The 25403-nt window shown below is 57.0% G+C and carries 21 protein-coding genes; 6 read left to right on the top strand and 15 right to left on the bottom strand.

The window, feature by feature from the left end:
• Positions 1 to 83: 83 nt before the first annotated feature.
• The 7 genes from AC2FF7_RS15585 to AC2FF7_RS15555 form a co-directional block, all read right to left on the bottom strand.
• The gene (locus AC2FF7_RS15585; protein ID WP_480870260.1) at positions 84 to 1793 is read right to left on the bottom strand and encodes an ABC transporter ATP-binding protein; all 1710 of its coding nucleotides are present in this window, start codon (positions 1791 to 1793) and stop codon (positions 84 to 86) included.
• 4 nt (positions 1794 to 1797) lie between these two features.
• Positions 1798 to 2748 (bottom strand): ABC transporter permease, encoded by a 951-nt coding sequence (locus AC2FF7_RS15580; protein WP_170353864.1) that lies wholly within the window; start codon positions 2746 to 2748, stop codon positions 1798 to 1800.
• A complete protein-coding gene (locus tag AC2FF7_RS15575; protein WP_170353866.1) occupies positions 2745 to 3722 on the bottom strand; it encodes an ABC transporter permease in 978 nt (325 codons plus the stop codon). The genes AC2FF7_RS15580 and AC2FF7_RS15575 overlap by 4 nt, the downstream gene beginning before the upstream one ends.
• 48 nt (positions 3723 to 3770) lie before the next feature.
• Positions 3771 to 4718 (bottom strand): glutathione S-transferase family protein, encoded by a 948-nt coding sequence (locus tag AC2FF7_RS15570; protein WP_496905907.1) that lies wholly within the window; start codon positions 4716 to 4718, stop codon positions 3771 to 3773.
• Positions 4719 to 4722: 4 nt separating this feature from the next.
• The gene (locus AC2FF7_RS15565; protein ID WP_480870268.1) at positions 4723 to 6288 is read right to left on the bottom strand and encodes an ABC transporter substrate-binding protein; all 1566 of its coding nucleotides are present in this window, start codon (positions 6286 to 6288) and stop codon (positions 4723 to 4725) included.
• Positions 6289 to 6415: 127 nt separating this feature from the next.
• Positions 6416 to 7996 carry an ABC transporter substrate-binding protein gene (locus tag AC2FF7_RS15560; RefSeq protein WP_480870271.1) on the bottom strand — a complete coding sequence of 527 codons (1581 nt, stop codon included), beginning with the start codon at positions 7994 to 7996 and terminating at the stop codon, positions 6416 to 6418.
• A 173-nt stretch (positions 7997 to 8169) separates the two neighbouring features.
• Positions 8170 to 9147, bottom strand: coding sequence for an alpha/beta hydrolase (locus AC2FF7_RS15555; RefSeq protein WP_496905906.1), 978 nt, complete (start codon positions 9145 to 9147; stop codon positions 8170 to 8172).
• 187 nt (positions 9148 to 9334) lie between these two features.
• On the opposite strand from AC2FF7_RS15555, the gene AC2FF7_RS15550 reads away from it, so the two are divergent.
• From AC2FF7_RS15550 to AC2FF7_RS15530, 5 genes are read left to right on the top strand one after another with little or no spacing between them, the layout of a single operon-like run.
• Positions 9335 to 10279, top strand: a complete 945-nt coding sequence (locus AC2FF7_RS15550; protein WP_480870305.1) for an alpha/beta fold hydrolase — start codon at positions 9335 to 9337, stop codon at positions 10277 to 10279.
• The gene (locus tag AC2FF7_RS15545; RefSeq protein ID WP_496905905.1) at positions 10276 to 11763 is read left to right on the top strand and encodes an FAD-binding protein; all 1488 of its coding nucleotides are present in this window, start codon (positions 10276 to 10278) and stop codon (positions 11761 to 11763) included. Before AC2FF7_RS15550 ends, AC2FF7_RS15545 begins: the two co-directional genes overlap by 4 nt.
• Positions 11760 to 12170: a DUF4383 domain-containing protein gene (locus tag AC2FF7_RS15540; protein ID WP_170755307.1), complete on the top strand. Its 411-nt coding sequence runs from the start codon at positions 11760 to 11762 to the stop codon at positions 12168 to 12170. The genes AC2FF7_RS15545 and AC2FF7_RS15540 overlap by 4 nt, the downstream gene beginning before the upstream one ends.
• Positions 12167 to 13213, top strand: a complete 1047-nt coding sequence (locus AC2FF7_RS15535) for a hypothetical protein (protein WP_480870280.1) — start codon at positions 12167 to 12169, stop codon at positions 13211 to 13213. The genes AC2FF7_RS15540 and AC2FF7_RS15535 overlap by 4 nt, the downstream gene beginning before the upstream one ends.
• A complete protein-coding gene (locus tag AC2FF7_RS15530; protein WP_480870282.1) occupies positions 13203 to 13493 on the top strand; it encodes a hypothetical protein in 291 nt (96 codons plus the stop codon). The genes AC2FF7_RS15535 and AC2FF7_RS15530 overlap by 11 nt, the downstream gene beginning before the upstream one ends.
• A 3-nt stretch (positions 13494 to 13496) precedes the next feature.
• Here AC2FF7_RS15530 and AC2FF7_RS15525 read toward each other — a convergent pair whose 3' ends face one another.
• From AC2FF7_RS15525 to AC2FF7_RS15505, 5 genes are read right to left on the bottom strand one after another with little or no spacing between them, the layout of a single operon-like run.
• Positions 13497 to 14783, bottom strand: coding sequence for an amidohydrolase family protein (locus AC2FF7_RS15525; RefSeq protein ID WP_496905904.1), 1287 nt, complete (start codon positions 14781 to 14783; stop codon positions 13497 to 13499).
• Positions 14784 to 14785: 2 nt separating this feature from the next.
• Positions 14786 to 15727 carry an ABC transporter permease gene (locus AC2FF7_RS15520; protein WP_170755424.1) on the bottom strand — a complete coding sequence of 314 codons (942 nt, stop codon included), beginning with the start codon at positions 15725 to 15727 and terminating at the stop codon, positions 14786 to 14788.
• Positions 15727 to 16797, bottom strand: a complete 1071-nt coding sequence (locus tag AC2FF7_RS15515; protein WP_480870308.1) for an ABC transporter permease — start codon at positions 16795 to 16797, stop codon at positions 15727 to 15729. Before AC2FF7_RS15515 ends, AC2FF7_RS15520 begins: the two co-directional genes overlap by 1 nt.
• Entirely contained in the window at positions 16797 to 18314 is a 1518-nt protein-coding gene (locus AC2FF7_RS15510) for an ABC transporter ATP-binding protein (RefSeq protein WP_496905903.1), read from the bottom strand. Before AC2FF7_RS15510 ends, AC2FF7_RS15515 begins: the two co-directional genes overlap by 1 nt.
• 40 nt (positions 18315 to 18354) lie before the next feature.
• Entirely contained in the window at positions 18355 to 19344 is a 990-nt protein-coding gene (locus AC2FF7_RS15505) for a BMP family protein (RefSeq protein ID WP_170353890.1), read from the bottom strand.
• A gap of 346 nt (positions 19345 to 19690) precedes the next feature.
• On the opposite strand from AC2FF7_RS15505, the gene AC2FF7_RS15500 reads away from it, so the two are divergent.
• Positions 19691 to 21124, top strand: coding sequence for a mannose-1-phosphate guanylyltransferase/mannose-6-phosphate isomerase (locus AC2FF7_RS15500; RefSeq protein WP_496905902.1), 1434 nt, complete (start codon positions 19691 to 19693; stop codon positions 21122 to 21124).
• Between the two features lie 299 nt (positions 21125 to 21423).
• On the opposite strand, the gene AC2FF7_RS15495 is transcribed toward AC2FF7_RS15500, so the two are convergent.
• The 3 genes from AC2FF7_RS15495 to AC2FF7_RS15485 are packed head-to-tail and all read right to left on the bottom strand — an operon-like array spanning position 21424 to position 24355.
• Positions 21424 to 22062: a TadE/TadG family type IV pilus assembly protein gene (locus AC2FF7_RS15495; protein ID WP_496905901.1), complete on the bottom strand. Its 639-nt coding sequence runs from the start codon at positions 22060 to 22062 to the stop codon at positions 21424 to 21426.
• Position 22063: 1 nt separating this feature from the next.
• Positions 22064 to 22675: a TadE/TadG family type IV pilus assembly protein gene (locus AC2FF7_RS15490; protein WP_480870297.1), complete on the bottom strand. Its 612-nt coding sequence runs from the start codon at positions 22673 to 22675 to the stop codon at positions 22064 to 22066.
• Positions 22676 to 22696: 21 nt separating this feature from the next.
• Complete coding sequence (locus AC2FF7_RS15485; protein ID WP_496905900.1) at positions 22697 to 24355, bottom strand: TadE/TadG family type IV pilus assembly protein; 1659 nt, start codon at positions 24353 to 24355, stop codon at positions 22697 to 22699.
• Positions 24356 to 25403 lie beyond the last annotated feature (1048 nt).

Below are 25403 nucleotides of genomic sequence, written 5' to 3'. Positions count from 1 at the left end.
ATGTGATTTATTATCACGACACCTCCCCGCGGCACGACAAACCCTTCAGGGTCTGATGTACCGGGTGGGTCGGATTGTGGTGTTCATGCCTCGGGGCTCAGCCCTTCGGTGGACAGATCGTCCAGTTTGGGCATCAGCCGCAGCAGTTCGCTTGCATATTCAGTCTGCGGATTGGCAAACAGATCGTTGGTCTCTTGCAGTTCTACCACCTTGCCCTGTTTCATCACGGCAACTCGGTCGCACATCTGGCGCACGACCGGCAGGTCATGACTGATGAACAGCAGGGTCAGACCCAGATGCTCCTGCAAATCCTTCAGAATGTTCAGGATTTGGGCCTGAATAGACACGTCCAGCGCGCTGGTTGGTTCGTCACAGATCAGGAAGCGCGGCTGCGTGGCAAGCGCGCGGGCAATGGAAATCCGCTGACGCTGACCGCCCGAGAATTCATGCGGATACTTCAGCCCAGCCTCATGACCCAGCCCAACCTGATCCAGCAATTCATCCACACGGCGCTTGATGTCAGCACCGTCCATCAGCTTGTGATGGCGGATCGGCTCGGCCACGATCTCATCCACCCGCATTCGGGGGTTGAGAGAGGAATACGGGTCCTGAAAGATCATCTGGATGTTCTTGCGATAGGCATCCAGCGCGGCCTTGTTGGTCAGATCGCTGACCGTCTGCCCTTCGAAGGTGATCGTGCCGCCATCAACAGGGTAAAGCCCGGCAATCATCCGCGCGACGGTGGACTTGCCCGAACCGGATTCACCAACCACGCCAAACACCTCGCCCGCGCGGATATCAAAGCTGACATCGTCAACAGCGGTGAAATAGGTGCGGTCCCACGGCAGAAGTCCGCGCTTTTGCAGGAACTTCTTGGTCAGGTTACGGATTTCAAACACCGGCTTGCTGGTGTCATTGTCCACCTTGGGCCAGTGGCGGGCCATGTCTTCGATCGCAAAGCGGGTCTCGCGCCCGCCATAGCTGATTTGCGGAAAGCGATGCAGTTTGAGTGTTGGGCGCGGTACGGCGGCGATCAGGGACTTGGTGTATTCGTGGGTCGGCTGGCCCATGACCTGAGACGTAGGGCCGCTTTCGACCACTTTACCCGCATACATCACCGTCACTTTGTCGGTGGTGTCGGCAATCACACCCATGTCGTGGGTGATCAGGATAACGCCCACCTGACGCTCGGTCGCCAGTTCCTTGATCAGGTCCAGAATCTGCGCCTGAACGGATACATCCAGCGCCGTGGTCGGTTCATCCGCGATGATCACGTCCGGCTCGGTGCACAACGCCAAGGCGATCACCACACGCTGCCGCATCCCGCCCGAGAACTGGTGCGGGTACTGGTCCAGCCGTGTATCAGGGTCAGGGATACCTACCCGGTCAATCAGATCGCGGGCGCGTTTGTTGGCCTCACTATCCGAACCACCCAGATGCGCCTGAATGGTCTCGACCAGTTGCTCGCGCACCGTGAACAGCGGGTTCAGCGAGGTCAGCGGATCCTGAAAGATCATCGAGATCTTTTTGCCGCGCAGCCCGCGCATCGCGTCGGCGTCCAGACCGCTGATCTGATCACCGCTCAGCCGGATGGTGCCGCTGGCAATACGGCCGGGGCGATCCAGCAGGCCCATGATGGCTGCACCGATGGTGGATTTACCGGCCCCGGATTCGCCCACAAGACCGTGGATTTCGCCGGGCTCCACCGACAGGTCCACATGGTCCACGGCAGTGAACAGTTTGCGGCGGGTCGGGAATTCGACCGTAAGGTCATTGATCGTCAGAAGGCTCATAAAATCACCGCAGCTTGGGGTTCAGCGCATCGCGCAGCCAGTCGCCCAGCAGGTTCACAGACAAGGCCAACGCCAGAAGGGTGCAGGCCGGGAAGAACAGAATCCACCACTCACCCGAGAACAGGAAACCCTGCCCGATGCGGATCAGTGTGCCCAAAGACGGCTGGGTCGGCGGCGCGCCCACACCCAGAAAGCTGAGCGTCGCCTCGGCAATGATCGCCAGCGCCAGCGAGATCGTGGCAATCACCAGAACCGGGCTGAGGACATTGGGCAGGATATGGCGGAACATGATCGGGAAAGATCCGCGCCCGATCAGACGGGCGGCTTGGACGTATTCCTTGTTTTTCTCGACCAACGCCGCACCACGCACCACACGGGCGAACTGGACCCAGTCAGACAGCGCAATGGCGACGATCAGGACGTAGATCGCCATCTCATCGCGGTATTCCGGCGGGGTGACGCCTTTGGCGATACCAAAGATCAACATGGCGACCAGAATGGCCGGGAAAGTCAGCTGCACATCGGCGACCCGCATGATCAGCGTTTCAATCCAGCCGCCGAAATAAGCCGCGACCAGCCCAAGAACGATGCCGATGATCAAGGCCAACAGCACGGCAGATGCGCCCACGAACAGGGAAACGCGCATCCCGTACAGGATGGTCGAGAACACGTCGCGCCCCTGATCGTCGGTTCCCAGCAGGAAGGTCTCCTGCGTAAAGGCGTTGGGTGTTCCGGGCGGCGTAAACCCGTTCATCAGGTTCAGTGAGGACGGATCGAACGGATTATAGGGCGCGATCAGCGGCGCAAAGATCGCCGAAAGCACAAGTATGGCGACAACCAGAGTCGCGACAATAGCCACAGGTGAATGCCGAAAGGACCATGCGAAGTCGCCGTCCCAGAACTTGGCGAACCGCGACTTTTCCGGCGCTTTGGGGGTATCGAGAATATCGGTCATGTGGCCCTCGCGTCGACACGCAGGCGCGGGTCAATAGCATAATAAAGAAGATCGACAATCAGGTTGATCGTCACGAACATGACCGAAATCAGCATCAGATAGGCGGCCATGACGGGGATATCGACGAACTGGATCGCGTTGATGAACAGCAGACCGACGCCCGGCCATTGGAACACCGTCTCGGTGATGATGGCGAACGCAATGATCGAGCCTAGTTGCAAACCGGTAATGGTGATCACCGGCACCAATGTGTTCTTCAGCGCGTGACGGAAGTTGATCACCCGGTCCGACAATCCGCGGGCACGGGCAAAACGAACGTAATCGGCGCGCAACACTTCCAGCATCTCGGACCGCACAAGCCTCATGATCAGCGTCATCTGATACAAGCCCAGCGTGATCGCAGGCAGGATCAACGCCTTAAGGCCCGACGACGTCAAAAAGCCCGTAGACCAGTTCCCAATCATAACGGTTTCGCCCCTCCCGAAGCTGGGAAGAAGGTCAAGTTCGACCGAGAAGATATAGATCAGCAAAATCCCGATCAGGAAGGTCGGCAACGAAACCCCGATCAAACTGACGGTCATAATCACATTCGCCGCGATCCCTTGTCGTCGGATCGCTGTGAACACGCCCAGAGCAATGCCCATCGTAATGGCCAGGAAACCTGACACAAAAGCCAGTTCCAGCGTCGCGGGTGCACGTTCTGCGATGATGGTCGAAACCGGACGACCCTGGCGGTAAGAGACGCCAAAATTGCCCTGAACGGCCCCTTGCAGGAACTTGAAATACTGGACCGGGAAGGGCTTATCCAACCCAAGCTCGCCCCTAAGCCGGTCGATATCGGCCTGGGTGCGCTCTTGCCCCAGCATGTTGTCGATCGGATCGCCGACAAATCGGAACATGGAAAAAGCGACCAGACCCACGACCAAAAGCACGATCACGGATTGGAACATCCTTCGAACGATATATGCGAACATTTAGTTTCCCCGTTGATCTGCCTCTCTACGCACGCCCTGTCCAAATGGTCAAGATGTCGCAGAGGACAAGCTGACCCGATCCTGTGGCTCAGCCCAGTTTATCTGTGGCCCCAATGGCACGATCCCCAGCGGGTTTCGCAGCTCGGAGGGTGAGAAATACCCGGCCTTGTAGATATCGGGCTTCACTGTCCGGGCAATCTCCGGTCGAGAATACAAATCCCGCGCATAGCCCCACAGATGCGGATAGTCCACCAGACGCCGCAAATTGCAGCGGAAGGCATAGTGATAGGCCACATCGAACCGCGCCAGTGTCGCGAACAGGCGCAGGTCGGCCTCGGTCAGCTCGTCGCCGCACAGGTACCGGTTGGTAGCCAGATGGGTCTCGATCTCGTCCAGCATGGTGAAGACATCGTGGAATCCGGCCTCGTACGCCTCTTGCGTGCGGGCAAACCCGGCGCGATAGACGCCATTGTTCAGGCGCGGATAGATTTTATCGTTCCAGGCGTTGATCTGATCCAGCTTTTCTGGCGGGGCCAGATTGGGGCCATAGCCTTCTAACGTGCCCAGCATACGCACGAGATCGGCGGATTCATTCGACACCGCGCGGTTTTTGGCGCGATCCCACAACAAAGGCACGGTGATGCGCCCGGTATAAGCAGGATCAACCTTTGCATAGGCTTGATGCAACGCGGTGACACCGAACAGAGGATCGGCATAGTCACCATCGGTGTCGTACACCCAACCGTCCGGCGTGCGGCGCGGGCGGGCATAGGCGACGGTGATCAACTCCTCCAATCCCTTAACGGCGCGCGTCAGCAGGACCCGATGCGCCCAAGGGCAATTCCACGCGGCATACAGGTGGAACCGCCCCGGCCCGTACGGACCGTCGGGCAGAGCGTTGCGGATGGACGACGTCTGACGACGGTATGCGCCGTCAAGCGATGTGTCGGGGGCGGGGTCGTCCACATGGTAGACCCCGGCAATCATGACACCCATGCGGTCAGTTCACCGTAACCCAGCGCAGGATGAAGAAGTTATCCGGGCGTTGTGTCAGGTCGATATTGCTGCCGGTCCCCCAAACCAGAGGCTGCACATACATCGGCACATAGACATGATCGTCCTGATAGATGGCCGTCACCTCATCCAGCATGGCCTGACGCTTCGTCGCGTCCAGCTCGGATTGGATCATCGGCAACAGTTCATCCACCCGTTCGTTCGAGTAGCCGCCGAAATTCCAGCTGCCCAGCTTCTTTTCCTCGTTGGGCGTGGCTACCAGAAAGCGAACGGGATGTTCGGCGTCGAATGTGCCGGGGCTCCAGCCCAACATATACATGTCGTAGTTATCCTCGCGCAGCTCTGGCCAGTAGTTGCGGACGGGCATAGCATCCAGTTCCGCCGTGATCCCAATCTGCGCCAGCATGGTGACGACGGCCTGACAGACCGGTTCGTCATTCAGATAGCGGTCATTGGGGCACTTCAGCCCGAACGAGAACCCATCCCCGTAGCCCGCCTCGGCCAGAAGCGCCTTGGCACCTTCGACATCAAAGGCGGGGCGATCTGCATTGGCGGCGGAATAGCCGCTCATAGCCGGGCTTACCAGTTGCGAGGCGGCTTCGGCACTGCCGCGCATGATCGTGGCCAGAATTGCATCCACATTGATCGCCTGCGCCACCGCCTGACGGACCCGCGCATCACGGAAAGGGTTCGGTTTGCCCGCGTCATCGGTATATTTCAGCGTCTCGGCTTCATGATCGAAACCTAGCATGATTACACGCGCCTCGATCCCCTGAATGACGTCCACATCGGCGTTTTCCTTGAGGCGTGCGACGTCCTGAATGGGCACAGGATTGATCATGTCCACATCACCCGACAGCAGCGCCGCCACGGCAGTGGCTGAGTTCTGGATCGGGTTGAATTCGGCGCGGGTAATGTTGTGTTCAACCTCACCCCACCAACCGCCATGCGGCTCTAACACGGTCTTAAGCCCCGGTTCGCGGGCCGTCACCTTGAACGCGCCGGTGCCGTTGGCATTGATCGTGGCGTAGTTGCCGGTTTCCTTATCGGGCACCACGGCGTCATTCGCCTCGGTCCAGCCTTGATCCATGATCATCCAGTTGGCGATCGAGGACGGGAACAGCGGGTTCGGCGCCGAGGTCATGATATCGACCGTATAGTCATCGACTACGATCACCTCACTGACCGGCGCAAACCAGCTGCGCGTATCCGCCGACTCGCCCGAGGCCCGCTGATAGCTAAACAGCACGTCTTGCGCATCGAAGGTGCTGCCGTCGTGAAAGGTCACACCCTCACGCAGCTTGAATCGCCAGCCTTCACCCTCTCCGATCGGCTCCCAGCTTACGGCCAGCGCGGGTTCGACTGTCATGTCCTTGCCGCGGCGCACCAACCCTTCGTAGACATTGTTGAGAAAACCCAGAACCGGGGCCGAGTTGACGGCGTGCGGGTCCATGGTCTGCGGATCGGTGGTCGAGGCCCATTTGAACTCGGCCGCCTGAACGCTGGTCGCAACCAGCAGGGCCAGGCCAATGGCACTGTTTCTAAGGATCATTTTTATCTCTCCCTGTTCTCTGCGTTCAAGTTTTCTTGGTTTTTTTCGCCTGCGCAAGGAAATCTCAGGTCGAAACAAAAAACAGGGCGCGAAAACCGCGCCCTGCCTTGTTCGCAATCGAACCGATTTAGTTCATGGTGAAGTATTTGACTTTCGGCTGGTCTTCCGCATCCACTTCGATGCCCACGCCATCAGCCATACCCCAGTTCAGAACCTGGTGGTGGATCGGGATGTACAGCGCCTCGTCCTGCACCACGCGCCAGATGTCGGCGATGTCAGCGTTCCGCGCGTCCAGATCGGTGTTCGAGGCCAGCGACTTGATCTTCGCATCCAGCGCATCGTCCTGATAGCCGGTGCCGTTCCACGTGCCGATATCGTCTTCGCGACCATGGACCAGGAAGTTGAAGATGTATTCCGAGTCATATGTCGGCACACCCCAACCCAGCATGTAGAAGTCGGTCTTGCTGTCGGTGATCAGCGGGAAGTGCTGCGCCTTGGGCTTGGCGTCCAGATTCACAGTCACGCCGATCTGACCCAGCATACCAACGGCCGCCTGACAGATCGCCTCATCATTGATGTAACGGTCATTCGGGCAGTCCAGCCGCAGCGAGAATCCGTCGCCATAGCCTGCCTCGGCCATCAAGGCCTTGGCCTTTTCCAGATCGGTCGAGGATTCGCTGTCCATATCAGCGGTCCAACCGTTGACGAAGGGAGGTGCGATCATGCCCGCAGGCTGCGACTGGCCGCGCATCACGACCTGTTTGATCGCATCACGGTTGATCGCCATCGACATGGCCTGACGCACACGCACATCGGCCAGAGGGTTCTTGCCGTCCACGTTGTCCGCTTCGATGTCATCTGCGCCCTGGTTCATACCAAAGAAGATCACACGGTTCTGCGGCGCCTGCTTGACCATCAGGCCATCTGCACCGTTGACGCGCTCGATATCCTGCACGGGCATATCCTGAAGGAAGTTCACCTCTCCCGACAGCATCGCTGCCACACGCGTCGCAGCGTTTTGGATCGGAGTATAGATGATCTCGGTCACTTCCATCGGGAACTGGTCGATGCCCCAATAGTCGTCGTTGCGCACCATCACGGTTTTCACGTCAGGCTCGCGGCTTTGCAGTTTATACGGCCCCGTGCCGTTGGCATTGGTGGTGGCATAGGTAATCTCGCCACCCTCAAAATCCTGCACGTTGACGGTGTCATTGGCCTCGGCCCAGCCTTTGTCCAGAATGAACAGGTTGGTCAGGTTCGACGGCAGGATCGGGTTCGGACCATCGGTGACGATCTCGACGGTGTAATCGTCAACCGCGCGCACTTCGGTGATCGAGCCGATCAGCTCCTTCATGTCTGAGTTCGGCTGCTTGGCGCGCTCAAAGCTGAACACCACGTCTTCGGCATTGAAATCCGCGCCGTCGTGGAATTTCACACCCTCGCGCAGCTTGAACACCCAGACATTCGGGTCATCGGCCTTGGGCCCCCATTCGGTGGCCAGTGCAGGTTCAAACGCGCCGGTTACGTCGCGGATGATCAGCGGCTCGTACATCTGGTGCCGAATGGTGTGCGACGGACCTTCGTTCTGCGAATGCGGGTCCAGCGTCAGCGCGTCACCAGCGCGCGCCCAGCGCAGGGTTTCAGCCGAAGCACCCGTGGCCATCAGCGCGGTGGCGCTGGCAGCCAACATCAAGTTTCTCAGGATCATTTTGATCTCCCCGTTTATTGTTAGCGCCGCCATTTCAGACGGCAGGCCATTTCCGTGACCTTGGTGACCCTGATCATCCAGATCATTTTCACAGTTGCAACACCAGATTGTGATCAAAACGGATAGATAGCCATGAAATTCATCCATAGACCTTATTAGGGTCTACTCATCGTCTAGGGTGAAGGCAGAATAACGGACCTGCGATATTCCTCATGGGGGAAGACACGTCCGGATTGAATACAGTCAAAGATATGCTTGAACACCTGTCCGGGCTCACCGCCCGGCGTGACCGGCCCAAAATAATTGTGACCTGTCGGGTTATCATAGCGCGTGTTGACGTCATCGCAATCGACCTGAAACACGTTGCGTGGCGTTCGGTCGATGTTTTCGGGGCCTGTGTGCCCCACCCGCCGCGAGGCCACTTTGTTCTTGAGGTTCGCCGCCTTACTGGCCCGCAGCGCCAGATCGTCTGACGCGAAATAAACCACCACATTGCGCGACGCATGACTGACCAGAACTCCCGGTTCGTCTTCGTGCACCGTTTCATTCACCACATCAGCCGCAACCATAAACGTGTTACGAAACAACAGCGGCACGCCCGAGGCCAGATCATAGCGGTCCCATTCGATCAGCGTTTGCCGCAGCACACGGTTGCCCATTGAATGCGCCAGCAGGTTGATCCGCTTTAGACACGGGGCCACGTCAGGTTCATTCTCGGCGCTGTTGCGCCATTCCAGAAACCGCTCTAACACGCGCGCAAAGGAATACCCGCTTTGGTCTGCGGATTTCTGGTCGTCCCAGTATTTCTGAACGATCCCATGCTCGTTATCGCTGGGCCAGATCAGTGGCAGCACCATCACTTCGCCCGGATCGGCCAAATCACACAGGCGTTGCACCTCGGCTGTGGTGCGAAAGACATCGTCAGGCAGGTTGTTGAACCCATGCAGGTATAGCAGAATCTGGCGGCAATCGCTGTCACGGACCCGCCGCAACAATTCGGCACTTGTGATTTCGGTATGGTGTTCGTCTTCACCCTTTTCGCAATAGAACACCGAATTGGACGGCGCGTTGTTGTTGAGGTCAAAAGTGAACCGGCGCCCGCGTCGGGTACGAATGCTTTGGGTCGGGAATCTGTTGGTTATGAAAAGCATGCAAAAAAACTCCGATTAAAAGTAAAACTACCCTAGCAAGCTGCCGGAGATCTGTCAGCTTTTGCCAAAATCACACGCTTTGGAATGGTAAGGTTTTCCTCGGTTGCATTAAAACTTCAAGCGCCCAACTATAAATTCAATGCGTGTGTTTTTTAGATTTGTTTTTACGGGTTTGGTCCTTGTGGCGATGGTTCTGATCGGGCTGCGCCTTGTTGCAAACAACCGCGAAACCATCGCTTTTGGGCAAGAACTGCCATTGGGCGGCCAATTGATCGAGACAGCCGAAGGTGCCGTTTTTGTGCTGGAACGTGGCCCTGACACTGGCGTTCCGGTCCTGTTTGCGCACGGTACGGCTGCCTGGTCCGGCCTGTGGCTTCCTTCGCTCGATTCCGTCGGGGACGCAGGCTTTCACGCCATCGCGTTTGATATGCCCCCGTTTGGATGGTCACAACACCCTGACGACAGCGATTACAGCCGCCCCAAACAAGCCGATCGCGTGATCGCCCTGCTTGAGGCATTGGACAACCAGCCAATAGCCGTCGCACATTCCATCGGGGCAGGCCCTGTTGTCGAAGCCGTGATGAGCCGCCCTGATCTGGTGTCGGGCCTTGTTGTAGTGAACGGAGCGATAGCCCTTGGCAGGCATGATCCACCAACCGAGACCCCCATTTACCTGCAAAGCGATGCTGTGCGCCCGTTTATCGCCTCGGCCACGGTGTCGAACCCGATTTTGACCAAAGCTTTCCTGCGCAGCTTCCTGCACATCAAGTCCGCAGCGACGGATGATGTCACTGCGCTCTTGCAAGAACCCATGGCCCGCATCGGATATACTGCCGCGGTGGCAGACTGGTTACCCCAGTTGCTGGTTCCGCCCCAAAATGCGCTCAGCACCCGAGCTGAGAACTGGCAGGCGCTGCAATTGCCGGTCGGTCTGATCTGGGGCGTCGAAGATACCGTGACGCCGTTGGAACAGGCCGAAGAATTGCTGACCTTGATCCCCGATGCGCAGTACAGGGCGCTTTCGGGCGTGGGACATATCCCTCAGCTTGAAGACCCACAGGCGTTTCAGGCCGCGCTGATCGAGATATTGCAAACCTTTTCAAACGCACGACCTGACGAGGCCGATTCATGAGCACATTCACCAGAAGAGCCGCCTTGTTTGCCGCCGGAGGGGTGGCCGGTTGGGGCCTGTCGCGCTGGCTTGGTGCCGATTTGCCAAGTTATGACGGAACTCACCGCACCTTTGCGCCCCAAGACGCGAAGATCATGAACGATGCCAGCGGCCTGTCACCGACCCCGATCCACAAACATCTGGTCATGACCGAGGATGCCGGCGACGCGCTTGTGACCGCAATTCGAAATGAGTTGACGCGGGCCCAGGCAGATGGGCGACCGGTCAATGTGGGCGCGGCCCGACACTCGATGGGCGGTCAGGCCATTCCACGCAACGGCACGGCGCTGACTTTCGATAATGGCTCTGTTCAGATGGACAGTACCGCGCAGACCTATCTGGCGCATGCGGGCGCGCGGTGGTCTCAGGTGATCTCGGCGCTGGACCCTGCAGGATTTTCGCCAAAGGTCATGCAGTCAAACCATGATTTCGGCGTTGCTGCGACCTATTCGGTCAATGCACACGGATGGCCGGTGCCCTTCGGTCCTATGGGATCTACGGTGCGATCATTGCGCATGGTGTTGCCATCCGGACAGCTTGTCACCTGTTCACCCACCGAAAATGCCGATCTGTTCAACCTCGGCATGGGTGGCTACGGGCTGATCGGCATAATCGTGGACCTTGAGGTCGAGATGGTCCCGAATACCCGACTGACACCGTCTTTTGACGTGATGGAGGCGACCGCTTTTGCCGACAGCCTCAAAACGGCTGTCGAAGATCCAGCTGTCACGATGGCCTATGGTCGCCTGAATGTTGAACGCGAGACGTTCTTCGAACACGCCCTGCTGATCACCTATCGCGAAACCGGCGATCAGTCGGACCTGCCCCCTGCGGCGGGATCGGGCTGGATGTCACACGCAGCCAGCCGCCTTTATCGGGCGCAACTGGGCAGCGAGGCATTCAAGACATTCCGTTGGTGGAACGAAACCAAACTGGGCCCGGCCCTGGGCGGTGGCGAGGCGACACGGAACTCGTTGATTAACGAACCCGTCGTCACGCTGGATGACCGCAACCCGGATCGCACGGATATCCTGCACGAATACTTCGTGGGCTTCGACGCCTTTGATGATTTCCTGACTGCCTGCCGCGAAGTAATACCGGCCTCGTATCAGGAATTCCTGAATGTCACACTGCGCTATGTTGCACAGGATGATCAGGCAGTGCTGTCGTTTGCCTCGGAACCCCGGATCGCCGCTGTTATGTCTTTCAGCCAGGAAATGACGCAACGGGGCGAGGCTGACATGGCCCGCATGACTCGCGCTCTGATTGACCGGATTGTCGAGATCGGAGGGGCCTATTACCTGCCCTACCGCCCGCATGCCACGCTGAATCAACTGACAGCCGCCTATCCGCGCGCAGCAGAATTCGCGCGGGTCAAACGTACGCTCGACCCGCAACTGGTGCTGCGAAACAACCTTTGGGACAGCTATCTGGGGCAAGTATGACGAACCTTCAAAAGCTATGTATCGTTTATTTCGTCGCGCTGATGATTGCGGCGTCGTTGAACTATGTGCCCGGCCTGACTGATGAAAACGGGCTGGCCTTCGGTATTTTCGCGCTGGATATCTATGACGACGCGCTACACGTGGCCTCGGCATTGTGGGCGTTGATCGCGGGGCTCATGTCGCACAAAGCGGCGCGCACGTTCCTGATCCTGTTCGGGCTGGCCTATCTGGGCGATGGCGTCTTCGGCTTTTTCACCGGTTACGGCTATCTGGACATGGGCATCTTCACCAATCCGTCGGCCGGGATGGACCTGTCGCTGGGGCGTATCTTTGCCAATCTTCCGCATCTGGCATTGGGCGGCATCGCCGCCTGGGCCGGACTGCGTGACGCAAGGAGATCATCGTGAGGTTTCTTCTGCGCTGGCTTCGGCGCCTGGTTCTGCTCATTGTTGTGGTCGTGATCGCACTGGCCGCACCCATCATCTATGTCGAAACAAGCTGCAAAGGCACCGCACAGCCGCAATCATACGCTTCGCTTCTGCCCCCGGAACATCACCGCCCGGAAACGCGGACACTGATGACCTATCCCGAATGGCATATCGTTCATGCCTATGATGACTATGCCAAGGTTATCAGCACGGGAGACCCGCATGATTACGGCTTCTGGCAGGGGATCACCGGGTTCTGGACATCGCTCTGTGCCCTGACTGAAAACGCCTCGGCCCATGGTGAGATTGATTGGCCCACCAAACAGATGGTCTACGTTATCGGCACCAGCTTTACCGCCGAATTGGCCATGAAAGCTGCCTATGAAGAAACGGTGGGCCGCCTGTTTGCCGCACTGCGCGAACCTGATCGTGCGCCACTTGACGATCTTTCTGCGCGACAAGCCTCTGCATATGCAGAATTCCTGCAGCAGGTTCCATGGTACAAATGGCCATTTGCCGAAGACGCACAAGCCCTGTTGGAACAATCCACCGGATCTTTGCGTGACAGCGAACGGGCCATTGCGCTGGGGTTGGAGTACACGGCGAAAGACGCCTATGCTGGCGTAATTGAACAAGCCGTGGCGCAGGTGGGCACCGATGAACTGACCCTGCGAATGATCCTGACAGCAGATGAGGACATCACTGGCTATACGGATGTTAAGGTCATCGCCATTCGGCCAGAAGGGACTGAAGTTGAAACCCCCCGCTACCGTACCCTGACCAATCTGCTGGCTCAGATGGCCCGCGACGGGCTGGAAGTGGTCGAGATCGCGGGCAATGACGACATAATGTTCACCGCTATTTCGGATCAACCAACCACAGCAGGTTCCGTATTCAGTACCCCTCGTCAGGGATATGGGGATTATCGACATCTGATCGTGGTAAAGGTTCCGGCTCTTCTCGAAACCCTGCGTCAGCTAGAGAGCTCGGGTCTGACGCTGGAACACATACATGACTATTAAGTCGATCCTAACCACCTTGCCCATAGTGGTGCTGGGCTGGATAGCGACGCTTGTAATCGTTGCCCTGCTGACGGACGAAGCTCCGGCCTATGTCGTGGTGCTACCGCAGGACGGGTTACTTCGGAACCTTCCTGAAGACACAGCGGTGCTGACGGCCTCGCGGTTAAGCGTCACAGTGGCCTCGGACGTTCCGGGCTTCGCCAAATCGCTCTACGCCAGCGGAGCAAGGCTGGTTCTGCCGGCGGGCCTGCCGGGATGTTTGCCGCTGCCGAAGGTTTGATAACTATCCTTCAAATGGAACACGAGCCTCGTCCAGCGTTCTTTTTCCGGACGGCAGGCTCAGATCATGCGTCACCGGGACCGACCGAGAGATCACCCGCCCCTTGCGCACCACAGCCAGCCGGTGCGCGCGTAAGCGGATCGCCTCAATCGGATCTGCCGCTTGCAACAGCACGAAATTCGCATCACAGCCTTTGGCCACACCGTATCCGTCCAACCCCATGATGCGGGCGGAATTCGTGGTTACCGCTTCGAAACACCATGTCATGTCTGCACGGCTGGATAACTGCCCCACATGCAACCCCATAAAGGCCACGTCCAGCATGTCGGCCTTGCCCAGCGAATACCAGGGATCCATCACACAGTCAGAGCCAAACCCGACCGTGATCCCCGCATCGCGCAACTCTCGTACGCGGGTCTGGCCCCGTCGCTTGGGATAGCTGTCATGGCGGCCTTGCAGCATGATGTTGATCAGAGGATTCGGGATCGCATGCACCCCGGCCTCGACCATCAGCGGGATCAGTTTCGAAACGTAGTAATTGTCCATCGAGTGCATCGACGTCAGATGCGACCCCGCCACCCGGCCATTCAGCCCCAATCGCTGGGTTTCATAAGCAAGCGTCTCGATATGGCGGCTATGGGGATCGTCACTCTCATCACAGTGCATATCGACCATCAAGCCGCGTTCAGCCGCGATTTCACACAGCAGTCGGACGGATTCCGCCCCATCCGACATGGTCCTTTCGAAATGCGGGATACCGCCCACCACATCTACGCCCATATCCAGCGCGCGGAGTGTGTTCTGCATCGCGGTCGGGTCGCGTAACACACCATCCTGCGGGAAGGCCACCAGTTGCAGGTCCAAATAGTCTTTCACCTGCTCGCGTACCTGCAACAGCGCCTGCACGCCCTTCAGTTTATCATCGCAAGTATCCACATGGCTGCGGATCGCGCCGATGCCTTTGGCTACGGCAAGTTCGCAATAGCGCAACGCGCGGGCGACGATGTCATCGACCGATTGCAACGGCTTTAACTCGCCCCACAGCGCGATCCCCTCAAGCAGCGTGCCCGAGACGTTCATGCGTGGATTGCCCAGTGATAGGGTCGCATCCATGTGGAAATGCGGATCGACAAAAGGGGGTGAGACCAGCTGACCCTGGGCGTCGATCACCTCTGCCGCGTCGGCGGTGATTCCGGCCTCGACCGCCGTGATCTTGCCGCCCTGGCAGGCGATATCCATGCCGGTCTGACCGTCCGTTAGGGTGGCGTTTTTGATAAGCAGATCGACCATAGTCAGCGTTGACCTTTAAACCATGGGGTAAGCAATGCTCGTGGATAATCGGCCGAGCGCGCGGCAATCACAAGGGCGATGATCGACAGGACATAGGGTACCATCAGGAAGACCTGACCGGGGACCAACGCACCAACCTCGGTTTGCAAGCGTACCTGTAGCGCGTCGAACGCACCGAATAGCAGCGCGCCCAGCAGCGCCTTGCCCGGCCTCCAGCTGGCGAAAATGACCAGCGCAATACAGACCCAGCCGCGTCCATTGACCATACCGAAAAAGAAAGCGTCAAAGGCGCTCATGGTCAGGAAGGCTCCGCCCAGAGCCATCAGGGCCGAACCCACGACGATGGCACCGATCCGCAGGCCGTAAACCGACAGACCCTGCGCATCGACGCTGTCGGGGTTGTCGCCCACGGCCTTGATCGCCACGCCCAGCGCGGTGCGGTTCAGCACGTACCAGACCACCACAACCAGCAGCAGCGCAAGCCATGTCAGCGCCGTCTGTTGGAACAAAACAGACCCTAAAAAAGGTAAATCTGACAGCACAGGCAGATCCAGCGGCTGAAACGGCTCGATCCTTGGCGGCGATGAAACGTTCGGCAGCGCGGTGCGATAGGTGTAATAGCTGGCCGAGGTCGCAAATAATGTAATCCCCAGCCCCGAGACGTGTTGCGACAGTCCCAAAGGCACCGTCAGGATCGCGTGAAGCAAGCCGAAGAACCCTCCGGCCAGAGCGGCAACCAAAACACCACCCCACAAGCCAGCACCCAACCAGACGGCCATCCAGCCGCACATGGCGCCGACGACAAAGATGCCCTCGATTCCAAGGTTCAAAACGCCCGCCCGTTCGCAGATCAGCGCGCCCAGCACGCCAAAGATCAGCGGTGTAGCAATACGCAGGGATGCAGCCCAAAAGCTTTCAGAGAGCAGGATGTTAAGGATATCCATCATGACGCAGCCCTCGTGGTGCTGGCCCGGACGATGTGATACCGCGCCACGAACCCGCCGACCAGAACGCAGAGCAACGACATTGAGACGACCAGATCCGCCAGGAACGACGAGACCCCCATGGCCCGGCTCATACTGTCGGCGCCCACGAAGACTGAGGCGATAAACAGCGCAGCAATCACGACCCCCACCGGCGACAGCCCCGCCAGCATGGCGACGACAATGCCCGTGTAGCCAAAGCCCGGCGACAGATCAGCGGTCAGGTATCCTTTCAAACCTGCGACTTCACTGACACCCGCAAGCCCGGCCAGACCACCCGACAGAATGGCCACGCCGAACAGCGATCGGTTCACGTTGATCCCTGCGTGACGCGCGGCGGCGGCGTTCTCTCCGACTGCGCGCAGCCGGAAGCCCCATACAGATCGCGCCAACATGAATTGTGCCAATCCGGCCAGTATTAGAGCCAAAATAAGCCCCGAATGAACGCGCATCCGGTCCAACAACGGAGGCAGCATTCCCTGATCCAAAACCGGAGCAGATTGCGGCCAACCCAACCCCATCGGATCTTTCAATGGCCCTTCCAGCATCATCTGAACGAAGATCAGGATAATGAAGTTCAGCAACAGCGTCGTGACCACCTCATCCGCACCAAAGCGGGTTTTCAAATAAGTGGGGGCGACCATCCCCGCCGCCCCCGCCGCCGCGCCCATAAGAACGATCAGCGGTAACAGAAGGATGCCAGAGATATCCAGCACCCCAGATCCAATAGCCACGGCGGCCATAGCGCCCAGATAAAGCTGTCCCTCGGCCCCGATGTTCCACAGCTTTGCGCGAAAGGCCAACGCGGCGGCGAGGCCGGTAAAGATCAACGGTGTCGCCCGCGTCAGCACCTCAGAGAAGGCAAAGACCGACCCAAAGACGCCACGAAACATCTCGGCATATGCAGTGATCGGATTTGCACCCGCAGCCAACAGGGGAATGGCAGCAAAGCCCAGCGCGATCACGGCGGACAGGATGGGCACACCCAGAGTGAAAGCCCGCGACTGGGTTTGGCGCGGTTCGATGCGGATCATGCCGGTTCTCCTGCCATCATCAGTCCGATCTGCTCGCGGTCGCGACCGGAGGCTTCATGCAATTCGCCGTCACGGATCACAACGATGCGGTCCGCTAGGCTTAGCAATTCATCAAGGTCCTCGGAAATCAGGACCACACCAGCGCCACGCGCCCGTGCGTTCAGCAGACGTTTGCCGACCTCAGCCGCCGCGCCCATGTCCAAACCACGTGTCGGTTGGTTTGCCAGAATAAGGCGCGGGGAGCGGTCGAACACACGCGCCAGAATAAGCTTTTGGATATTGCCCCCCGACAACAACCGCGCTGGCGCATCAACACCCGGTCCGCGCACGTCATAGGCTTTGGACAGCCTCTCTGCGTTGTCTTGGATATCTTCCCGCAGCAACAAACCGTAGGACTGAACCTCGGGGTCGTTTAACCGCTCTATCACCATGTTTTCGGCCACGCTCATGGCACCTACGATCCCCTCGTGATGCCGATCTTCGGGAATCCGACCAACGCCTGCACCCACCATTTTAGCAGGGGTCGGAGAGGTGATTTCGACGCCATCCACCCGAATTAGACCCTGTTCTGGCCTTGTCAGACCCGCAATGACGTTGGCCAGACCGCTTTGCCCGTTGCCCGATACACCGGCAATCCCCAGAATTTCATGCGCACGCACAGTCATGTTCACCCCGGTCAATGTGTCCCGTTTGGACCGCCCTGGAACCGAAACGTCGGACATGGTCAGCACGGGATCACCCGGTGTCAGTTCGGACCCGGCCAGCTCGGGCGTGTCGGCACCAACCATCATGCGTGCGATCGATTTCTCGTCGGCATCCGCAGTCAACATCTCGCCGACCTTCTTCCCGTGGCGCAACACAGCGATACGATCAGAGAAAGACAAAACCTCGCGCAGTTTGTGACTGATAAAAATGACTGACAGCCCCTCGTCCGTCATCTGTCGAATGTTCTGGAACAGCGTGTCGGCCTCTTGCGGGGTCAGAACGGCAGTCGGTTCGTCCAGAACCAGAATGCGCGCGTCGCGGTAGAGGGCTTTGAGAATCTCGACACGCTGACGCTCACCCACTGACAAACGCCCGACCGGTGTGTCCAGGGGCGCGGTCAGGCCGCTTTGCGCCATGATCGCCTCGATCTTGCGGCGGGCTTCGCGCCGGTTGCGGCGCAAGGCAAACAAGGGCTCGGACCCAAGTGTAATGTTGTCCAAAGCCGAAATATTCTCGGCCAGCGTGAAATGCTGATGCACCATCCCTACGCCCGAAGCCAGTGCCACCTGCGGATGGCCCAGCGGCAAGGGGTGCAGATGCCCGGCCTCATCCGCCACGTCAATAGATCCTGAATCGGGCAAATAATGCCCAAACAGCATATTCATCAGCGTGGTCTTGCCCGCGCCATTTTCGCCCAGCAATGCCAGAACCTCACCCTTGTTCAGGCTCAGGTCGACGTTGTCATTGGCGATAACTGGGCCGAAATGCTTGCTCAACCCGTTGAGTTTCAGAACTGTGGATTTGGTCATTTGGAAAATGGGCCGGTTTCAAAGACCGGCCCGAAAGGGATCACTGGTCCGAGACCGGGCGATCGTCATTCACATTCACGCGGAACAGGCCATCAAGGATTTCCGCCTGACGGGCATTGACCGCTTCGACAACATCAGCAGGCACCAGCTCCTCGTCCAGAACCATCGAGCCACCGCCATAGCCCATAAAGCTGTACTGGCCGTAATCCGACGCCTCGAACGTGCCGCTGGAAACGTTGGCGATGGCTTTGTCGATTGTCGGCTCCATATGCCACAAGGCCGATGCCATGATCGTACCCGGATAGTCGCCCGACGTGTCGATGACGTTGCCGACGGCCTTGACGCCGCGCTCAACCGCTGCATCCGATACACCAAAGCGTTCGGCATACATGATGTCCGCACCCGCATCCATCATGGCGATCGCGCTTTCCTTGGCTTTAGGCGGGTCGTACCAGCTGTCGATAAAGGTCACGAGGAATTTGACATCCGGGTTCACCTCGCGTGCGCCGTCCATGAAGGCGTTCATCAGGCGGTTCACCTCGGGGATGGCGTAACCGCCGACCATACCGATCACGTTCGATTCAGTCGCGGCACCGGCAACCATGCCTGTCAGATAGGAAGGTTCGTGAATCCAGTTGTCAAAGACCGAGAAATTCGGCCCCACAGGACCGAAGGACGATCCCATCAGGAATGCCGTGTCAGGATAATCCTTGGCCACTTTGCGCGCCGCACGTTCCAGACCAAACACCTCGCCCACGATCAGTTGCGAACCCTGTTCAGCATATTCGCGCATCACCCGCTCGTAATCCGTGTTGGCCACGTTCTCCGAGAATACGTATTCGATATCGCCGCGCTCGGCGGCAGCGTTCAGCGCTTTGTGGATGCGGCTGATCCATTGTTGTTCCACCGGCAGAGTGTAGATTGCGGCCACCTTGACCGTCTCAGCCGCCGCCAGACCGGCAGAGTACAAAGTGGACGCCGCTGCAACGGCAGCAAGCAATAACCTTCGCGATAATTTATGATCAGCCATGACACTCTCCTGTTTTTTGGGATGCGAGCATTTTTTTACTGTTCAGTCAAATTGTTCATCTGGCGTAGCGGGTTGGTTGCACGGTTTTTTGACTCTGGCGACCATTTTTTAATCATCGCCCGCAAACTCTTTTCGGCGTTTAGAAACAAACGCTTAGTACCTTCCAAACGGCAATAGGGCAGTCTTGGGCACATGAGCTTCACCTTTTGGATAAGGGGTGAGTCAAAAATGTACGAACTCAATCAAAAAAGAGAATTCTACATCGCAAACATGCCCCTTAGCTTGTCAAAGGAAAGGCCATTCTCTAGGACCAAAGACAACCTAGGTTTGATTGAGTGAAACCAACATGCAGATTACTCCCGTTCTTTTGTGCGGAGGCTCTGGAACCCGCTTGTGGCCGCTTTCCCGCAAAAGCTATCCAAAGCAATTCGTGTCCCTGATCGGGGACAACACCCTGTTTCAAAGCTCGGCGCTGCGATTGTCCGCTGACAACGATCAGCTGCAATGCACCGCACCAATGGTTCTGACCAACTCGGACTTTCGCTTTATCGTGACCGAGCAATTGCAGGCCGTTGGCATTGACCCCGGTGCCATCCTGATCGAGCCCGAGGGCCGCAACACTGCCCCAGCCGTTCTGGCTGCCGCCCTTCATGCGCATGCTGAAAACAAAGACGCAGTGCTGTTGGTTGCACCGTCCGACCACGTCGTTCCTGATGTCGCAGCATTTCACGCTGCTGTGGCACAGGGTCTGGATGCGGTGGCGCAGAGGCAACTGGTGACATTTGGCATAACGCCGACACATGCGGAAACGGCTTATGGATACCTGGAACTGGCTGAACAACCCGGCACAGACGGCGCCACTGTTCCTTTGAAGCAATTCGTGGAAAAGCCCGATGCCGAGCGGGCGGCTCAGATGTTGGCGGCTGGAAATTTCAAATGGAACGCCGGTATCTTTCTGTTCCGCGCGACCGATATCATTGCAGCTTTCGAAAAACATGCGCCAACGCTGCTGGAGCCTGTGCAAAAAGCGCTGGACGTCGCTAAACCTGACCTGGGCTTTCTGCGTCTTGCAGCTGAACCATGGTCGAAGGCCGAGGATATCTCGATCGACTATGCAGTCATGGAAAAGGCGGACAACCTAGCCGTGGTTCCGTTTGATGCAGCCTGGTCGGATCTGGGCGGCTGGGACGCGGTATGGCGCGAAAGCGGGCCAGATGCCGATGGAGTCGTGACCACCGGAGATGCCACCGCCATCGACTGTCATGACACTCTGCTACGGTCGGACAGCGACAGGCTTGAGGTCGTGGGTATCGGGTTGAACAATATTATGGCCGTTGCGATGAATGATGCGGTGCTGGTGGCAGACAAATCCCGCGCGCAGGATGTCAAGAAAGCCGTTTCCGCGCTTAAGGCCAAGGGGTCGGCGCAAGCCACCCAATTCCCCAAGGACCATCGGCCTTGGGGGTGGTTTGAGAGCCTGGTTGTGGGTGACCGCTTTCAGGTCAAGCGGATACTTGTCCATCCCGGCGCGTCATTGTCGCTGCAAAGCCATGTCCACCGGTCTGAGCATTGGATCGTGGTCGAAGGCACCGCAAAAGTGACAATCGACGACGAAGTAAAACTGGTGACCGAGAACCAGAGCGTTTACGTACCGCTCGGCTCGGTCCACCGGATGGAGAATCCGGGCAAAGTGCCCATGGTACTGATCGAAGTTCAGACCGGGGCCTATGTCGGCGAAGATGACATCATTCGATACGAAGACGTTTATGCGCGGGACTGATCGCATCAACTTGACGGCAGCGCGGTATTGAAGCGCTGTCAGTTTCACAGGTTTTTTGAATGACAGATTTTAAAGCGCTTGCAACCGAGCATTCCGAGAGGAATTCGGCCGATTTGGCGGGGCTTCAGAGCTAGTCGGCATCAGGACCGCGGAGGTGCACGGCATGTGTTGAAAGTGTGTTTTAAATCAGAGATTTATATTAACTTCACCGAAAATTTTAGAAGCCTTGGAAATTACTACAGGAAGTCGTTTATGCCGAACGGCAGAGGTACAGTCGTCGGTGGCATCCGGGCTTTGAATTAGTTGTTAAAACAATCCCGGATGATCTGGTTACCGTCCGTATCTATGGCGCCCGTATCGAACTTAATTTGCGGTGCCAAACGCGGGCGAGTGAAGGCAATCGAATCAAAGGTTTGGGCTGAGATAATCAAATCGCCAAACCAAGGGGTATAGTCCAGAAACGCCTCGGTCATGAGTAACGTGTCACCCTCAGCAAAAAGCGGGATCCGGTCCGCGTAGAAGATCATCTGCGCATTTGTAAGATCCGTCAGCCCGTCGGTCGACTCGGACCAACAGAATTCCAAAACACGCTGCGCCTGATCCGCGCAATCTGCCGTACACTCGACCGTCGACATCCTGAGTTCGGTTGGATAGCTGTTGTTTGTCAGAAACCTGTAAATGCTGTCCATACCGTCGAAATAGCTTGAATCGATGAAATTGTCTTCCCGGCTGACCATGTCAGATACAGTATAGGCTGCCTTAGACTGCAGATACGTAACCCGTATCGCATCCTGCACACCGATACCTCCGGCCGTCAAAAAGATCAGAAACGGTAACACCATTCCCATCTCGACAAGCGCGGCACCGCTTGTATCTGCTTTAAGGCGGGCAACAGCGCCAGACACGGCGCGGGCGTAACTGTTCAACTGGTTAAACATGTCAGAAAGGCTCGTTCACAAAGGCTGATTTGGACACAAGGGCGAAATTCCCGAACTCGTCATACCGCGGCAGCGATCGCAGCGCGTTGATCGGGGGAAACAATGAGCCCTGAATCAGGCAGGCCCGCGCCACCATCAACTGGTTCTCGATTCCAGTACTGAAATCAATTGGCGGCATATAACCGTCTTCCGGTGTCGTATCGAGGCAATTGGTTTGACCCAGATCCAAGTTCCACACCGATCTTTCTACCTCGCGCACCTGCAGCAACAGGTTGTCCGAACAATTCCAAAGGATGAAACGCGCCAAGGGTTTGGCACACATAGCATCTTTGACCTTTTCGTGATCCGGATCGGGAATCAATCCGAGGCGTAGCTCGCGAAAAGTCTGGTCCGTCACACGATCCAGCGAGATCTGGCGCATCTTCAGAAAGCTGAACTCAAGCGTCATATAGCAGATCAACAAAAGCAGCGGTAAGCAGAACGCATATTCGACCAGCACTGCGCCAGCTTCGTTCTTTCGCCAATTTCGAAGTCTGGTCATAAAGCCGCCGTTCGCATTGGATTCTGGTTGTTGCGATACGGCCATATTTTTGTCGTTACGAATGGTAGTCATGATCAAAACCCTCCGCCCTCGCTACTGTGTCAATCGCAAGCGGTTGATCTGCCGCGCGATCGACTCAAAGGCCGAGGCAATATCGAGGCTATTCACGTCATAGAAAAAGGCGGGGGACGAGGCACAGTCCAAAAGAGTGGCATCGCCCTGCGCATAGGTATCCATGCCGATGGTAAAGATAGTGATACCACTGTCCTTGGCCGCCTGACAGATCGCGGAGGTACGAGGGTTCTTCGTCGTGTTTAGGGTTGATGTGACGATCCGATTATAATGGTTGTTGGCCGATCGCCGGGTATCCGCTGGCGCAAGTATGTCGATTACAAATCGGCGTACTGGCATAGCTGCCCAGACCTCTGGCCAAGTCAAACGGACGGCTCCTCCGCCTGGCGACGTGCTCCAGAAGTTACCCGGGACGTGATAGTAATCAAATGGCCCGCGACGGTTCCTGAAATAGGCATACCTGTTCGTTCCTGGCACGTTGAATACCGGCGAATTGCCACTGCGAAAGGGGGGTTTGATGTCGTAGCTCTGCGTATTCTCACCGTCTGACATCACGATCAGATATTTTACCGTATCGGCGCTGGTGAAGTCATCAGGAACGTTTCGTGCGGCCGGAGCGGCTAAGTATTCAAATCCGGCAGTTCCTGACAAGGATGACAAAACCGGTCTCAACGACGGATCCAACATGGCAGCGCCCCATTTCGTCGCCATTTCAATCGAAGTGAAACCGTAAGGCTGCATTGCTCGGATACGCGCCTTAAGAACTTCGGGATCCTCCGCCCATAGAACAATGTCACGTACAGTAGAGTCAGTTGGGCAAACTGCGCCAAACTGAGTGACATCGCTGCCAAGCCCTCGGGCGTCATGGTGCGCTGTTCTGGACAGGGTCGTATCTGTAGGGATGGCTGTCGTTTGGTAGTCGGAAGCGTTGCTGAAGGTCACGCAGTTCGAAGTGGAATGCTCGGAACTGACCGTGAAGTTGCTAAGCAATGCTTCACCGACGGAAACCTGGGTTGCAAATGGAACGAGTGAAATCGTTGTGTTACCTGGCTGACCCGGGCGAGGTTGGACAGCGTCTACGAATGCTTGGGCTGCTGGAATCAACAAATCCATCCGAGACGGCGTGGCAGCTGGCCCGCTGGTAGCCCCTGGCGCCCACGACATCGAACCGGAATTGTCCAGGGCGACCGCAATTTCCAGATCCTGGCGCGACTCTGTTGCAGCACCAACAACGGGTACATCCCATGACTCCCAACCCACAACTTGTGTTAGATAAGCCGGAACTTCTTCGCCCGCAGTAATTCTAACCGTCCGTTCAGTTGGCGTGTTTACTATCGAGACATTCTTCAGGTTGGCAGCAAGCCCTGCTTTTTCAAAAAAATCCTCGACCAGATCTTCAGGATCCAAAACCTGCTCAAGATCCGCCGAAGCAAGGCTGGCCGCGTCCGTCGTATTTTGCAGTTTGACCCGAACATTCTCGGTCAGCGCAAGCTCCAGCGCAAACCCAATAAAGGCAAGCATCGGGATGATCATCATGGCGACCAAAACCAGAACCGCACCCTCGGACTCGCTACGGAAACGGGCCATCAATCCACATGCGTCATCACTGGTTTGCTGGCTTCGCTTTATCGAAATGAAGACCGATTTTCCTTCGGTCAAATCTTCAAAATCTGTACCCATCTGAACAACTCATAACTGGTGGAACCGCGAACAATTTGAAAAAGCAGTTAATAACTTACACCAAAATGAACTTAAAATGAACTGGAAATGAACGAATTTTGTCAATTTTGGGACACATTCTTTTAATCGGATAGCTTGTACCATCTTCAAACCCGAGACTCTGCGGCGTCGTCATATCCGGCGAGACGAGTACTCGCGAATGCTATCCTAGCGGTATGTGTGCCAAGTTTTCTATTGTATTTCAAAAGCTTGAAACGCTGCTGTGCTCGCATTATTTTTCCGAACCAAACAACCTACTTGTTTGGTTTAGTTGATTAGAGGCACGGAAACTTGGTGTCACACGCTCTAAGCTACATGTCTTTCATCGCTGACTATGGTCATTTTTGAACATGAATTGGTGAACCACATACCAGTTACTCACTTATTGTTTCCACCAAGCTTGAAATTCATTTTTTAGCACTCAGTGATTAATCGATTCTGAGCCCTCTAACTCTGAATCGTTACGGCGGGATCCCGGTTGCTGATCCTGACCGGCTGCCACATCGATAACCCGACTCGCGCGGTTCGGTCGCGTAGGTTGTTTCGAACAAGCAGAAAATACTTACGCAAACGTCATTGAGCTATGCAGTTTCACTTCGCTGACGGTGCTGACAGTACCGACGGAGACTGCGGGTTGGTTTTTCTTCAGGAGAGAGAGAATCGACGACTACGGTGGTTCGTTTTGACTCTGTTAGTGTGCCTATCTTTGCTGTGTTGCGTAGCACCGCCGTAGCACCACGCTCCAACACGTCAAATGCAGAAAACGCCTCTTTGGGCGTGTAGGCTATTGTTCTCTGGCACTAGAGATTGGTTTTGGGATTAGGGTTTGCGCCTCTGACCTTCAGGTTATGCGGCTGACGAGGTGAAGACGTTAAGCAATTGATCCGGGGGATCAATTGTAGTCTGAACGGGCGTTTTGAGATTTTCTGACCCTAGAGATTGGTTGCGGGAGCAGGATTTGAACCTGCGACCTTCAGGTTATGAGCCTGACGAGCTACCGGGCTGCTCC

The sequence above is a fragment of the Ruegeria sp. YTSC325 genome (assembly GCF_059609525.1).
Note: the sequence above shows the minus strand (reverse complement) of the source record. Positions and strands in the feature narration are given on the sequence as shown.

Coding starts and splice junctions, on each gene's coding strand:
- AC2FF7_RS15585 (WP_480870260.1), bottom strand. CDS start 1,793: ATGAGCCTTCTGACGATCAATGACCTTACGGTCGAATTCCCGACCCGC.
- AC2FF7_RS15580 (WP_170353864.1), bottom strand. CDS start 2,748: ATGACCGATATTCTCGATACCCCCAAAGCGCCGGAAAAGTCGCGGTTC.
- AC2FF7_RS15575 (WP_170353866.1), bottom strand. CDS start 3,722: ATGTTCGCATATATCGTTCGAAGGATGTTCCAATCCGTGATCGTGCTT.
- AC2FF7_RS15570 (WP_496905907.1), bottom strand. CDS start 4,718: ATGGGTGTCATGATTGCCGGGGTCTACCATGTGGACGACCCCGCCCCC.
- AC2FF7_RS15565 (WP_480870268.1), bottom strand. CDS start 6,288: ATGATCCTTAGAAACAGTGCCATTGGCCTGGCCCTGCTGGTTGCGACC.
- AC2FF7_RS15560 (WP_480870271.1), bottom strand. CDS start 7,996: ATGATCCTGAGAAACTTGATGTTGGCTGCCAGCGCCACCGCGCTGATG.
- AC2FF7_RS15555 (WP_496905906.1), bottom strand. CDS start 9,147: ATGCTTTTCATAACCAACAGATTCCCGACCCAAAGCATTCGTACCCGA.
- AC2FF7_RS15550 (WP_480870305.1), top strand. CDS start 9,335: ATGGTTCTGATCGGGCTGCGCCTTGTTGCAAACAACCGCGAAACCATC.
- AC2FF7_RS15545 (WP_496905905.1), top strand. CDS start 10,276: ATGAGCACATTCACCAGAAGAGCCGCCTTGTTTGCCGCCGGAGGGGTG.
- AC2FF7_RS15540 (WP_170755307.1), top strand. CDS start 11,760: ATGACGAACCTTCAAAAGCTATGTATCGTTTATTTCGTCGCGCTGATG.
- AC2FF7_RS15530 (WP_480870282.1), top strand. CDS start 13,203: ATGACTATTAAGTCGATCCTAACCACCTTGCCCATAGTGGTGCTGGGC.
- AC2FF7_RS15525 (WP_496905904.1), bottom strand. CDS start 14,783: ATGGTCGATCTGCTTATCAAAAACGCCACCCTAACGGACGGTCAGACC.
- AC2FF7_RS15520 (WP_170755424.1), bottom strand. CDS start 15,727: ATGGATATCCTTAACATCCTGCTCTCTGAAAGCTTTTGGGCTGCATCC.
- AC2FF7_RS15510 (WP_496905903.1), bottom strand. CDS start 18,314: ATGACCAAATCCACAGTTCTGAAACTCAACGGGTTGAGCAAGCATTTC.
- AC2FF7_RS15505 (WP_170353890.1), bottom strand. CDS start 19,344: ATGGCTGATCATAAATTATCGCGAAGGTTATTGCTTGCTGCCGTTGCA.
- AC2FF7_RS15500 (WP_496905902.1), top strand. CDS start 19,691: ATGCAGATTACTCCCGTTCTTTTGTGCGGAGGCTCTGGAACCCGCTTG.
- AC2FF7_RS15495 (WP_496905901.1), bottom strand. CDS start 22,062: ATGTTTAACCAGTTGAACAGTTACGCCCGCGCCGTGTCTGGCGCTGTT.
- AC2FF7_RS15490 (WP_480870297.1), bottom strand. CDS start 22,675: ATGACTACCATTCGTAACGACAAAAATATGGCCGTATCGCAACAACCA.
- AC2FF7_RS15485 (WP_496905900.1), bottom strand. CDS start 24,355: ATGGGTACAGATTTTGAAGATTTGACCGAAGGAAAATCGGTCTTCATT.